Raw genomic sequence first — 13,981 nt, 5'->3', positions numbered from 1 at the left:
AACGGATCGTCCGTGACTACGATCGAGCAACTGAGCGCCAACGGGCTCCACCCTCTTCAACAGGCGTGGATTGATCTCCAGGTCCCGCAATGCGGCTATTGCCAATCGGGCCAGATCATGCAGGCCGCGGCGCTGCTCTTAGAAAATCCAAACCCTTCTGACGCAGACATTGATGCAGTTATGTCTGGAAACATCTGCAGATGCGGCACTTATCCCCGCATCCGTGCAGCAATAAAGCGTGCTGCGTATGGCCAGATCAGTCAAGGCGCACGTGTGGGAAGGCCAGTGACGCCATGAACGCGAACTCCATAGCTCCGACCCGACGGGCTTTTGCTTTCGGGATCAGCGCCGCGGCGGGAGGCATCATACTTGCCCTTCCTCCGATATCATCCTTTGCGGCTCAGTTGGTTGGGCTAAGAGACGAGCCCCAAGGTCGTGACCCCTCCGAAATAACGGCCTGGATCTCGATCGAAGCGGACGACACGACAATCATCCGGGTCGCCCGATCGGAGATGGGGCAAGGCAACTTCACGACGCTCCCTATGCTCGTAGCCGAGGAACTCGAATGCGACTGGCGCTTGGTGCGCCCGGAATACGCTGACCCTGCCGAGAACATTGCCCGCGACCACGCTTGGGGGGACATGGTCACCGCCGCGAGCATTTCCATCCGTGGGTCACAGAGCTATCTGCGTAAGGCCGGCGCTCAGGCCCGACATATGCTGATCGAAGAAGCAGCAGAGCGCTGGCACGTCCCGCCGGACGAATGTTCGGCAAGGGACAGCGTCGTCACCCACGACGCGACCGGGCGAACAATTCGTTATGGCCAGATCGCCGAGGCAGCTGCCCGTCGCTCAATCCCGGCTGACGTCCCCTTAAAACCCCCGGAAGACTGGCGATTGATCGGACGTCCTGTTCATCGCGTTGATGTCAGCGACAAGGCCCTCGGGAGGCCGATCTACGCGAGCGATGTACGTCTGCCCGATATGCTTTACGCGACAGTGTCCGCCTGTCCCGCCTTCGGCGGCCGGCTAAAGAGTTTTGATGCGTCGAAAGTCATGAACATGCCCGGGGTGCGGTATGTTGTGGCCGTCCAAGACACAGCCGTGGCGGTCGTCGCGGACTCATGGTGGCAAGCGAAGAAGGCGTGCGACGCCCTCCCGATCGCCTGGGATCCCGCCGACGGCAAAGGCCTCTCGACAGAAACAATCCGAGAGACGTTTTCCCGTGGTCTTGACGCTAGCGACGTCGCCATCGGCCGCCGAATCGGAGACGTCGACAAGGTCCTGTCGGGCGACGTCACGATCGTGCGCGCTGATTACGAGGTTCCCTATCTCGCACACACGACCATGGAGCCGATGACATGCACGGCGCATGTAACGGGCGGGCGCGCGGAGGTCTGGGCGCCGACCCAGAACGGCGAAGGCACACTTCGCAACGTCGCCGCCGCGCTCGGTATCGATCCGTCGAAAGTAACTGTCCACAAGCGCCATCTCGGAGGCGGTTTTGGTCGGCGCGGCCTAGCCCAGGACTGGGCGCGGATGGCGGCCCTTATCGCCAAACAAGTTGACCGGCCAGTAAAGATGATTTGGACCCGTGAGGAGGACATTCAGCACGACTATTATCGTCCAATGGTTCTCGCGCGCCAGGTCGCTGGTTTCGATGCCGCAGGCCGTCTAATCGGCTGGAGGGTTCGCGTCTGTGGTTCATCCATCCTCGTTGACTTGTCACCTGATCGTCTGGTGAACGGCCAGGACATCGAGATGACGAACGCGTTCCTCGATGAAGACATGGCATACGACGTCGCGAACTTCGAAGTCGGTTACGTGATGCGGAACACGCCTGTGCCGGTCGGATTCTGGCGCGGTGTCAACCACTCGCAGAACGGCTACTTTCGAGAGTCCTTCGTTGACGAACTCGCCCATTCCCGCGGCCAGGACCCCTATCTCTTCCGCCGTGGGCTGCTTGCAAAGGGACCGCGCTCTCTGGCCGTCCTGGATGAAGCAGCCCGCCGCGCAAATTGGGGCCAGGCTCCCAAAGGGATCTCGCAAGGTATTGCGCTCGTCGAATGCTACAACTCCGTGACCGCGCAGGTCGTGGATATCTCCGTAAGCGATACGGGGGAACTCGCTGTGCGCCGCGTGATCTGCGTGATCGACGCCGGCCATATCGTTAATTCAAGTATTGTCGAAGCACAAATGGAGGGCGCCGTCGTCTATGGGCTGGGCGCGGTGCTTTACGGACAGATCACGTTGCACGAGGGGAGGGTTCAGCAGTCCAACTTCCACGACTATCGCGCGTTGCGTATGAACGAGATGCCGCAGGTCGAGACGTATCTCCTCTCCTCTGGAAGCAAATACTCACAGGAATGGGGCGGGGTCGGCGAGCCAGGAACTCCGCCGCTCGCGCCAGCAATTGCCAACGCTGTGTTCGCGGCGACGGGCCAGCGCATACGCACTCTCCCGCTCGCAAATCACGAGCTCAGGCATGGTCATGGTAAGTAGGGAGAGGGAAGATGCCGAAGACCAAATTCGTCATTAATGGCCGGAAAGTCGAAGTCGATGCGGAGGTTGATACACCCCTGCTCTGGATCATCCGCGAGCAATTGAAACTAACGGGAACGAAGTTCGGCTGCGGTATAGCGCAATGCGGGGCGTGCACTGTGCATGTCGAGGGTAACGCAGTTCGCTCCTGTCAGACGTTTCTGGAAGATATTGCGGAAAAGAATGTCACCACGATCGAAGGCCTGTCGACGAATGCCGATCATCCGCTTCAGATTGCATGGATTGCGGAACAAGTCCCGCAATGCGGGTACTGCCAGTCGGGGCAGATCATGCAGGCTGCGGCACTTCTTAATTCGAATCCTCGGCCAACGCGTCAGCAGATCATCGATGGCATGGACGGCAATATCTGTCGTTGCGGGACGTATCCACGGATTATCAGGGCCATTGAGCGCGCGATGAAAGGCATTTAATCATGCCGACCGACTTCGATCCCCCCGGTCCTCTCCGAATCCATCGGTTGTCGCGCCGAAGCTTCTTGCTGCGAGCGGGGTGTGTTTCCATAGCACTCGGTCTTCGCTCCCACTCAGCAGAGGCTTTTGCGGAACAGCTAGCCGAAATGCCGCAACTGCGCCGTCCGAACGCCTGGGTCACGATCGGAACTGATGATCTGACCACTCTAATTTCGCCAGTTTCAGAGATGGGCCAAGGCGTTATGACATCCATTCCCCTTCTGATCGCCGAGGAGATGGACGCTGACTGGCAGAAGGTTCGGATACAACAGGCACCGACGGATGCCAGGGCGTACGGAAACCCGAAGTTCGGCGGCATACAAACTACGGGTGGGAGTGAGTCGACCCGCGCATTTTTCGACATGTTGCGACTTGTGGGAGCGCAGACCCGTAAGTTGCTTCTGGCGAGCGCCGCCGTTGAACTGCGCGTTCCAATGGCAGAGCTTGTGACACAGCCTAACATCGTAGTCCATCAACCGTCCGGCCGAACGTTATCCTATGGAAGACTCGCAGAGTTAGGATTTCTTCCCGACTCCATTCCAGCGGTCAGCCTTGCGGACCTTAAGCCTCCAACTGAATGGCGATACATTGGAAAAGCGTTGCCGCGCATTGATATTCCTTCCAAGGTTACGGGCACAGCGGAATTCGGAATAGATGTCCAACTTCCCGGTATGTTGTACGGCGCGATCCGCCGCCCGGCCGTTCAAGGAGAAGTCCCTGTCTCTGTGAAGGATACCGCAGATGGGACCATCAAAGGCATTACAAAGATCGTACCACTGCCCTACGGCGTAGGCGTAGTCGCCGACGACATCTGGGCTGCGAGAAAGGCGCTCGACGCCCTGGACATAACGTGGTCAGAAAAATCTCCGACTCGCGGATACTCAAGCAGCCAGGTAATGGCGGATTACCAGGCTATGGCGCGGAAGGACAATGCCGCTTCCGTGGTCGTGGTCAAGCGCGGGGATGTGGCTTCGGTCCTCCATTCCACGTTCAAGGTTCTCACAGCGACTTACGCATCGGACCACGTCCACCACGCAACCATGGAGCCTTTGAACGCAACCGCTTTGGTATCTACCGATCGAGTGGACGTCTGGGGACCATTCCAGGCCCAGACGGCTGTTCAGACGGCTGCTGCAAACGCAACTGGGTTCGACATGTCCCATGTTGAGGTTCACACCACGATGCTTGGTGGCGCTTTCGGCCGGAAATACGAGGCGGACTTTGCAGTTGACGCTGTGCTGTTGGCAAAGTCCGTGCCCGGACGGCCAGTGAAAATCATTTGGACGCGAGAAGACGATATACAGCAGGGGAAATACCGCCCGCTCGAAGCCCAGTACATTCAGGTTGGCTTCAACGAGGATGGCAAGATCACAGCTTGGCGCCACCACATCGTCGCGCCATCTATTTTGGCGCGCTACACTCCGAATTCTTTCGCAAAGTCGGGTGGACTCGATCCCACGATCACAGAGGGAATCGACTTCAATTATGACGTTCCAAACCTGCTGGGTGAGTACACTCGTGCCGAGCGAGGCCTCGACGTCGGATTTTTACGAGCTGTCGGTAATGGTTACACAAAGTTCGGCGTCGAATGCATCCTCGATGAGGTCGCTGCCGCGACGGGCGCCGATCCGCTTGAGATGCGGCTGCGGCTTCTCCACCACGAACCAAGGGCGCAAAGGGTTCTTCAGGCTGTCGCGGAAATGTCTGGGTGGAAGCGCCGGGCAAAAGGAGCGCCGCTCGGACTAGCGTACTCGGATGCGTTTGGTACGCATTGTGCCCAGGTCGCTGAGATCGATGTAACCCACGAGACCGGAGAAATCCGCGTTCTGAATGTCTGGTGCGCCGTTGACGCTGGACCCGCGATCCAACCGGCAAACATTGACGCTCAGGTAATGGGCGGCATCGTCTACGGAATCAGCCTATGTTTGCACGAACAGATCAATATTGTAGACGGCAAGGTCCAAGAAGCTAATTTCAATGACTATCGCGTGCTGCGGCTCTCTGAAACCCCGGCGATCCATATCCGAGTAATCTGCTCTCCCCCCGATGCTCCTGGTGGTATTGGCGAGGCCGGTGTGCCACCGGTCGGAGCCGCGATCGCGAACGCCTTCGCGGCGAGCAATGGAGGACTCCGGCTCAGGCACTACCCGTTTGTCCCGGATCGAGTGAAAATGGCCGTGAAGGCGCGAGAAACATGATGTCAAGCGCTGCGGCAACCGCTGTTTATTCTTGGCTTTTCGATTCGTTCGCGAGCACGTGTCGAGGAAATGGCCGCGAAAATACAGTCGTTCAATCCATGCGCAGAAAAAACGCGTCTGGTAAAAGGGGCGCGGAGATCGACCCTAGCCTGATCGCTCGATCCGACTACAAAGATAACGAATAGCGAAGGATAGCCGTTGAGATGACCGGAGCATACGGAGGTGTGAAAATCGAAGGCGCCGTGGCGTTGGTAACAGGCGGCAACCGCGGCTTGGGTAAGGCCTTCGTTCGCGGCCTGTTGGACGCTGGCGCCGCCAAAGTCTACGCGGCCGCGCGCAGTGTGAACAGCGTGACCGAGTGCGACGCAACCCCCGTCGAACTCGACATTCGCAATGATCACCATATCACGGCTGCAGCCAACGCGTTCCGCGACGTCACGCTGTTGGTTAACAACGCTGGCATCGCCAGATTTACTCCGCTGATCGGTACGCCATCCATGGACGCGGCTCGTGACGAAATCGCGGTGAACTATCTTGGCACGCTCGCCATGTGTCGCGCGTTTGCTCCCGTTCTTGCCGCAAATGGGGGTGGCGCCATCGTCAATATCTTGTCCGTCGTTAGCTGGATCACCGTGCCTATCAGTGGATCCTACTGCGTCTCCAAGGCGGCAGAGCTCGCGATGACGAACGGCATTCGCGTCGAACTTCGAGCGCAAGACACGCTCGTGGTTGGAGTTCACGCCGGATACATTGACACCGATATGACGGCGAGCCTGGTAATCAAAAAAACCACGCCTCAGGCCGTTGTTTCCGCGACGCTCGCAGCACTCGAGCGCGGCGAGACCGAAGTCTTGGCAGACGATAGGAGTCGGGACGTGAAGAATCGTCTGCGGGAAGACCCATTGTCTCTTGATAGAGAAATGCAGTCGATTTGGGATGATTACCTTGCGCGCCAGGCTATCCGCCCGAGCTCGGATTGACGTCTTACTCTATTCAACGATAGGGCTCGCTATGAAAATGATTGGATCCAGATGGCTCAAAATCATCGGCCTGGCGGCGTTAACGGTCATTGTTATTATCGGTTCATTCACCTTATGGCGCCTACTCGATCGCGATCCTGAGGTATCGGCGGCCGACATCGTTCCAACGTCCGAGTTGGTGGCGCGTGGAGAGTATCTTGCTCGCGCTGCCGATTGTGTAGCCTGTCACAATGCGCCGGGCGGAAAACCGTTTGCCGGCGGAATGCCGTTTAAGTTGCCATTCGGAACTATCTATTCTACGAACATCACATCCGATCGAGAGACAGGCATAGGCACTTGGAGCGATGACGATTTCGTACGTGCTTTGCATCGTGGCGTAGCCAAAGACGGTACTCATCTCTATCCGGCGTTTCCCTACACCTCCTATAGTTGGATCAGCCGCAATGACGCGGTCGCAATTAAAGCTTATATCTTCAGCCTTCCTGCCGTGCACAGCGCGCCGCCGCCTGACAGTCTCTCTTTCCCTTTCAACCAACGCTGGACGATGGCTTTCTGGAATCTGGCTTTCCTCGATGAGCATCGCTTTCGAGACACGCCGGGCTTTTCCAGAGAGGAAAATCGCGGCGCCTATCTTGCGACAGCGCTCGGTCATTGCGGCGAGTGCCACACACCCCGCAACATCGCTTTCGCCATGGACAATCGCCGGCAGTTCGCGGGCACGATGGTTGAAGGCTGGCACGCCTATAACATCACCCCGGACGAGGCATCCGGCGTCGGCGGATGGTCGAACCAGCAACTCGCGGACTATCTCCAGACCGGCCATGGCGGCGGGCGAGGCTCAGCAGCAGGGCCTATGGCTGAAGCGGTGGCTAACAGCCTCCAATATCTGACGTCAACAGACGTAGCGGCGCTGGTGAGCTACTTACGAAAAGTCAGACCCTTGTCGAGCGAACCCGCGAACCCGGTCGATGCCTCGGTAATCAACGGTGCTTTTGCAGATCAGCCAGGCGCTCAGCAACAGAGCAACGCGCTCGGTGAACGAGTCTTCGCGGGCAACTGCGCGGGCTGTCATCTTTGGAATGGCCAGGGACGGCAATCGTACTATGCAGCTTTGGTCGGCGGTCGGACGGTCAGCGACCCGGACGGAACGAACGTTGTTCAGGTACTGCTCGACGGTGCCGATTTGCGGACAGTTCATCCGGGAGTCGTCATGCCTTCATTTGGCAAAAGCTTTTCGGACGCTGAGCTAGCAGCGGTCTCGAACTACGTGATCAGTCGCTTTGGCGGACAGACGGGACGCGTCACTTCGGAGAGACTTCGTCAGGATCGCTCACACAAACATTGAAGGAGTTCGCCACGTCTTCGATCTCCAAACCTGCCATCGCGGCTCCGGCGTCGTCCTGGACGCCCCCTTTTCGCCGGATTCACTGACGCGGGCCGCCCGGCTCGCGGTTTGATCGAGGATCAAATGATGCCGCTAAAAGGCGAACTTGCCATCAGTCACGAAGGGCCGAGCAGGCGGTCTCGGTTTGCCACGGAATGCGCTCCAGACCCTACACGATGAGTAGTTCGATCTCCTGATCCCGGCTCGGTGCGTCAGCGGAAGCGTAAGACCGAGCTATTGGAGACAGGCGTTTCTCTTACAGCGACCTTGCGGAACCGGTGCACCTGATTTTTCATTTTTTCACAAAATACAACGTGCCGAAGCGTTGGTCGTCAAGCAACTTGATTGCGCGCAATTATCCGACACTTTCCGGAGCAAACACCGTGATGACGGCCCCCTTTTCTCCGAGCGCTTCGGTTCTCCTACCACCCCTGATCGCCGGATACGTCGAAGCAACCAACAGCTTCGATCTTGAGCGATTGATGGCCACATTCGCGGAGGATGCTCTCGTGAATGACCAGCTTCGGGACTATTGGGAGAAGCCGGCAATCAGAGAATGGGCGAAGCGCGATATAGTTGGCGAAAGACTGACGATGAATGTAACAAAGGTGATCAAACACTATGGGAACTTCATCGTAACAGCCGATGTGGATGGCAATTATGATAAGCGCGGCCTGCCCGATCCGTTGGTGCTCGCCTTTTATTTCAACGCCCAAAGCGATTTAATCGTTCAGCTAATCATTCTTCGCAATCGATTTGACATTTGAAAATCGACACCGCGTGTCGCTGCGGTCATTTCACATCAGCGAACCTGATATAGATGGAGCGTGCGACGACAGCTATCAAATTGACGGCGCACCGAGAAGGAGTTTAGACGTGGATACATATCTGCAAGACCGGCTGGCCATCGCGGACCTAATGACCGGATGGATGCACCGAGACCTGGCGGAATGGGATCAACTGCGCGCGCTGTTCCATGCCGACGCCGTGATCGAAATCACTTGGTTCGAGGGTAAGGCCAGTGATTTCGTCGAGGGCTCGATGAGGATGAGCGCGTCAGACATCCGCACCAAACATCTTATCGCCGCGCCCGTGGTTACTTTTCACGACGATAAAGCCATCGCCGAGACAAACGCCATGGTCATCGCTGAAAACGTCGAGTTGAGAGTCGGATGCAGCGTGCATTGCCGCTTTTATGACGAGGTCGAGAGGCGCGCCGGCGCGTGGAAGATCGTCAAGCGGCAGGTGGTCTACGACATGGGTTCATTCACCTTTCCGTTCGGGATTGTCGGTCTCGATGTGGAGGCCATCAAGAATTATCCCTCTGAGTACGCCGCTTTGGCCTATCTGCTGGACAAGAGCGGCTTCCCGGTGCGGCGGGTCTTCGCAACGAAGGGCAGCGCGCTGGAGAAAACTATGAAGGACGCGGGACAGGCTTGGCTGAGAAGCTAGTGGTTAAAATCTGACGCTCGATACCCGCGGAGCTAAGGCGCTCCGACACTCTGCGGACGATGGCCTTCGCCCATATTCCGCGTCATTATAGGTCCTATGAGCACGCTTGAGCGACCGACCATCCTCTTGATCATGGGCAGCGTAAGAGCTGGCCGGCGGTGCCGACAAATTGCGGAGTGGGTAATTTCATTGGCAGACAAGTCAGGCCAGTTCGCCTGCGAGATCGTCGATCTGAAAGAATGGCATCTTCCGTCTGGCGAGGAGCCGGGCATTCCGGCCAAGGGGGGCGGTTACACTACCGACCATACCCACGCGTGGAGCGCCAAGGTCGCCAGTGCTGATGGGTTCGTAATTGTCTCGCCGCAGTACAACTGGGGTTATCCAGCGGCGCTCAAGAATGCCCTGGACCGACTCTACAAGGAATGGAGCGGGAAGCCGCTGGTGATCGTGACCTACGGAGGACACGGCGGGAACAAGTGCGCTGAACAGCTTCGACAAGTCGCCGAAGGACTGAAGATGTGGCCGGTCGATACCATGCCCGCCATCACGGTGGCGCGCGAGGTGATCGAGAACGACACGCCTCAGAGCCTGGAAGAGTTGAAGCCGTTTGAGGCATCGGTCCAACGAGCCCTAGCCGAAATGAACGCCTCGCTCGCCGCCGCCCGATGAGCAGCCGAATGATTGCTCACGACACCAAGCCGACCTACAGCGCGGGTATCAAGCGTCAGAGTTTAGCCACTAGTTCGGCGCCGCAGCTTCTCGACTTAGGCGAATACTATTAATCGCGAAAGCCGTCTTTACATGCGACTGGCAAGCGCTTGAGATCCGCGGTTTCAAATCCTTCTGTGCACCGGTCGTAGACGCTGGCAAGCATATGCCGCGCCTGATCGCGCTGGCTATTACAGGTCGTTCAATGTAAATTGCGGTCGGTCCGTCGAAATTGTGGCCGTGTCAAGACCTCCGCGCATGTCGAAGCGAACACATTGGAGTGACGCAACCGGTGATTTATTGTTGGTCAAAATTTGAACAGCGAGCAAACGCCGGGTTTATCCATCGAGGCACGCGGCCCCAACGCTCAGAGAGGAAGAGCGAGAGCTTATCCTATCGCAAGAGGAACTCCTCGATGCTACGAATGTCTATAAGAGGGCGCACGATGCGTATGAATGATCGCGGCAACCCACCGCTCAAGGACGTACTTTCCTTTGGCCCGTTCAGCCTGTTTGCGGCCGAGAGGGTGCTCAAGAGAGTTGACGAACCGATACCGCTCGGCGGCCGCGCGCTCGACGTCCTGATCGCACTCGCAGCGCGGGCTGGAGAAGTGGTTCCTCACAAGGAGCTGATCTCAACAGTGTGGCCGAGTGTGACGGTGGAGGATGCCACTCTCCGCGCTCAGATCGCGGCCGTTCGGAAGGCGCTTGGTGACGGGCGAGACGGCGCTCGCTACGTAGCCAATGTTTCCAGCATGGGCTATTGTTTTGTCGCGCCGGTTACGCGCTCGAGCGCTAGGCAGACGGCTCCAGTCATCGGAGTCACCCCCGCAGAACGAGTTCAAAGGCTGCCGCCACGACCGGCGCGGGTGGTCGGCCGGGATGATACCGTTCGTGCCTTGGCAGAGCAACTGCAGGCGTTCCGCTTCGTCAGCATTGTAGGTCCCGGTGGAGTTGGCAAAACGACCGTGGCAATTTCTGTCGCATATACGCTGATTGACAGTTTCCATGACGCGGTGTTCTTTATCGATCTAGCTGCGCTGACCGATCCCCAACTCGTGCCGACAGCGGTCGCATCGGCACTCGGGTTGATGGTGCAAAGCCAGGACCCAATCGCCGGTCTGCTGGCCTTTATCGGCGATAAGAAGCTTCTTCTTGTGCTCGACAATTGCGAGCACGTGATCGACGTTGCGGCAGCGCTGGCCAAACGCATTGTCAACGAGGCACCGCAGGCGCACATCCTGGCGACCAGCCGCGAAGCGCTCCGGGTGGAAATTGAACATGTCCACTTGCTATATTCGCTTAATTGTCCACCGGAGGATGCCGGCCTGACCGCGGCGGAAGCGCTCCGCTATCCCGCGGCCCAGCTTTTTATGGAGCGGGCGGCGGCAAGCGGTTATGGCGTCGCGTTGAGCGATAGCGATGCGCCGATCCTAGCGCGGATATGCCGCCGGCTTGACGGGGTGGCACTTGCCATCGAGCTCGCGGCCGGTCGCGTTGGCTCCCTTCGGATTTGTGGAATCGCGAAGCTGCTCGACAACCGCTTTAGCTTGCTTTGGCAGGGTCGTCGCACCGCGCTGCCGCGGCACGAGACGCTGAACGCGATGCTCGATTGGAGTTACCACCTGCTTTCGGAGCGCGAGAAGTTGGTGCTGTGCGGGCTGTCGGTCTTTGTCGGTGACTTCACGCTCCAGGCCGCCGGCTTCGTTGCGTCGGATACGGAGATAGATGAGGCGGACGTGATCGACGCGGTCGCGAGCCTGGTTGCAAAATCTTTGATATCCACGATAGCCCTCAACGAATCGACATATCGGCTGCTCGACACCACCCGCGCCTACGCCACAGCCAAACTCGCAGAGCGTGGCGAAGCGGATCGCATAGCGCGCCGCCATGCGATCTTTTATGCCAAGTTGCTCGAACACGACGAGATCATTCAGTCGTTGTTCGACGAACACGATCTTTCGGGACACGCTCCGCATATCGGCAACGTGCGGGCGGCGCTCGGATGGGCGCTGTCCGACCACGGCGACGTCGCGGTCGGCATCGAACTGGCCACCTGGGCGGCGCCGTTGTTCATCAAAATGTCGCTGTTCGGGGAATGCAGGGGCTGGAGTGAACGGGCGCTGGCCGCGCTCGACGACACCAGCCGCGGCACCAGACAGGAGATGATTCTACAGGAAGCCCTCGCACTGTCGTCGATGTTCACCAGGGGGCACGGCGATCAGGTTCGCGTCGAATTCGAGCGCGGACTTGCGCTTGCGAAAGCTTTCCAGGATCCTGCGCGCCAACTTCGCCTTCTCATCGGTCTGCACATTTTTCTCACGCGACTCGGCGACCTCCACGACGCCCTGGCGGTCGCAGAACAGGCTGGGGTCATCGCGCAGGCCAGCAAGCACCCGGCCGGCACCGTCTGGGCCGAGTGGAGGGTGGGCATGGTTCACCACTATCTGGGCAACCAGGCCGCGGCACAACTCCATCTTGAGCGCGGTATGACGCTAGCGGTCGAGCTTGGTGTCTTCAACGCCAATTTCTTCGGTCTTGATCAGCGCATCTTCGCGCTCAGCTGCCTCGCCCGCACCTTGTGGCTCCGCGGCTTCTCCGATCAGGCTCTTAGAATTGCGCAAAAAGCCATCGGTGAAGCAGCGAACCCGGATCACCCAGTTCCTATCTGCGGTTCAATGCTTCTTGCCCCGATGCTGTTACTATGGACCGGCGATTTGCCGGGCGCCAGCGACATCATCGAGCAGCTGATTTTACAAGCCGGACAACATTCGTTGGAACCTTATCGTGCTCTCGGCATCGCGCTGAAGGGCGAACTTGCCATTGCCCGCGATGAGCCAGAAGCCGGTCTCGATTTGCTGCGGAGCGCGCTGGAAACCCTGCGCGCTCAACAGTACAATCTTCACACACCCCGCTTCATCGGCGCGTTGGCGGAGGGCTTGGGCAAGACCAGGCAAATCGAGGAGGCGCTTTTTGCTATCAATGGAGGCATTGCGCGTACGAAAAATAGCGGAGTGGAATTGGACTTGTCTGAACTGCTTCGGATCAAATCTCAGATTCTCGCGGAGCGGCATGACCGTGAATCAGCCATGAGCTGCCTGACCGAAGCGATCGCTGTCGCCCGCGCGCAATCTGCGCTCGCCTGGGAACTGAGGTCGACGATCGCCTTGGCCCGCATGCTCTCGGAAGGCGGCCAGCGCGATCAGGCCCGGCATACGCTCGCTCGCGTCTACGACCGCTTCACTGAAGGCTGCGAAACTGCAGATCTCAAGCTGGCGCGCGCGCTGCTCGAGGATTTGGGATAATTATTTTAACTGGCTCACAGCAGTCGGCTCCTTACTGGCTGTAGACTGGCGGAGCCAGAATATCGCCATCCCGCACCTCATTTTTCATTTTTTCACAGAATACAACGCCTCAAGCCGTGCACCCTCATGCATGTTAGCTGCGTGCGACGCTGCGACTAACTCGATCGGAGGCAGCCGCCCTTCGTTAATGCCGTTAGAGCAACGACGGATGGGAGTGGCGATCCCATAACCTGCGCCGATCGGCAACCCTCCGCCGCGGGCCCGATCTCTCGTTTCATTCACAGTCGGAACGGAAGGTGCAAGATCGGCTCAAAACAGAAAAGCGGGATGGTTTGCTAGCTGAGAAAGCCACCATTCGCCGCTGCTAAGTGGCATTAGGAACAGGATATGGGCGTTGTCCGGTTTGCATTGAGGTTTCCGCACACGTTCTACGTGGTTGCCGCGCTCATCCTGTTTCTGGGCGTCGTCACCATCCGCTCGATGCCGACTGACATCTTTCCGGAGATCAATATTCCAGTCGTTTCGGTGATCTGGCAGTACACCGGTCTGACCACGCCGGAGATGGAGCAGCGCGTCACCACCTATAGCCAATATTCAATCAGCTCCAACGTCACTGGCATCAAGAACATGGAGGCGCAGACACTCAATGGTCTGTCGGTCCAGAAGATTTATTTCCAGCCGGACGTCAACGTCGATCTCGCCATCGCGCAGATCGTCTCGGCGACCAACTCTATTCGTGCCCTCATGCCGCCCGGCATTCAGCCGCCGGTCATCGTTCAATTCAACGCCTCTAGCGTTCCTGTTCTGCAACTCAGCCTCAACTCTGACAATCTGAATGAACAGCAGCTCTATGACTACGGTATCTACCGCATTCGCCAGCAATTGGCGTCCGTTCCCGGCGTCACCTTGCCGACACCAGCGGGAGGCAAGTTTCGCCAGATCATG

The 13,981-nt window shown here is 58.3% G+C and carries 11 protein-coding genes; all 11 read left to right on the top strand.

Going from position 1 to position 13,981, the window contains the following annotated elements; genetic code table 11:
• Positions 1-297, top strand: a 297-nt coding sequence (locus tag ABSG20_RS15255) for a (2Fe-2S)-binding protein (protein ID WP_423865336.1), incomplete at its 5' end; no start/stop codon positions are given.
• A complete protein-coding gene (locus ABSG20_RS15250) occupies positions 294-2,501 on the top strand; it encodes a xanthine dehydrogenase family protein molybdopterin-binding subunit (RefSeq protein ID WP_423865335.1) in 2,208 nt (735 codons plus the stop codon). The genes ABSG20_RS15255 and ABSG20_RS15250, both read left to right, overlap by 4 nt.
• Before the next feature lie 11 nt (positions 2,502-2,512).
• The gene (locus ABSG20_RS15245; protein ID WP_423865334.1) at positions 2,513-2,971 is read left to right on the top strand and encodes a (2Fe-2S)-binding protein; all 459 of its coding nucleotides are present in this window, start codon (positions 2,513-2,515) and stop codon (positions 2,969-2,971) included.
• Positions 2,972-3,117: 146 nt separating this feature from the next.
• Positions 3,118-5,208 carry a xanthine dehydrogenase family protein molybdopterin-binding subunit gene (locus tag ABSG20_RS15240; protein ID WP_423865333.1) on the top strand — a complete coding sequence of 697 codons (2,091 nt, stop codon included), beginning with the start codon at positions 3,118-3,120 and terminating at the stop codon, positions 5,206-5,208.
• Positions 5,209-5,411: 203 nt separating this feature from the next.
• Positions 5,412-6,188 carry an SDR family oxidoreductase gene (locus tag ABSG20_RS15235; protein ID WP_423865332.1) on the top strand — a complete coding sequence of 259 codons (777 nt, stop codon included), beginning with the start codon at positions 5,412-5,414 and terminating at the stop codon, positions 6,186-6,188.
• 31 nt (positions 6,189-6,219) lie between these two features.
• Positions 6,220-7,533: a c-type cytochrome gene (locus tag ABSG20_RS15230; protein WP_423865331.1), complete on the top strand. Its 1,314-nt coding sequence runs from the start codon at positions 6,220-6,222 to the stop codon at positions 7,531-7,533.
• A 317-nt stretch (positions 7,534-7,850) separates the two neighbouring features.
• Positions 7,851-8,339: a Cif family virulence factor gene (locus ABSG20_RS15225; RefSeq protein WP_423865330.1), complete on the top strand. Its 489-nt coding sequence runs from the start codon at positions 7,851-7,853 to the stop codon at positions 8,337-8,339.
• Positions 8,340-8,448: 109 nt separating this feature from the next.
• A complete protein-coding gene (locus tag ABSG20_RS15220; protein WP_423865329.1) occupies positions 8,449-9,024 on the top strand; it encodes a nuclear transport factor 2 family protein in 576 nt (191 codons plus the stop codon).
• A 96-nt stretch (positions 9,025-9,120) separates the two neighbouring features.
• Positions 9,121-9,693: an NADPH-dependent FMN reductase gene (locus ABSG20_RS15215; RefSeq protein WP_423865328.1), complete on the top strand. Its 573-nt coding sequence runs from the start codon at positions 9,121-9,123 to the stop codon at positions 9,691-9,693.
• 484 nt (positions 9,694-10,177) lie between these two features.
• Positions 10,178-13,036 (top strand): ATP-binding protein, encoded by a 2,859-nt coding sequence (locus ABSG20_RS15210; RefSeq protein ID WP_423865327.1) that lies wholly within the window; start codon positions 10,178-10,180, stop codon positions 13,034-13,036.
• Between the two features lie 387 nt (positions 13,037-13,423).
• On the top strand, positions 13,424-13,981 hold a 558-nt coding region (locus ABSG20_RS15205; protein WP_423865326.1), incomplete at its 3' end, for an efflux RND transporter permease subunit.

Origin of the sequence: Bradyrhizobium sp. (assembly GCF_049512235.1) — a bacterium.
Classification (GTDB): Bacteria; Pseudomonadota; Alphaproteobacteria; order Rhizobiales; family Xanthobacteraceae; genus Bradyrhizobium.
This window is presented reverse-complemented; position numbering and strand designations above follow the sequence as displayed.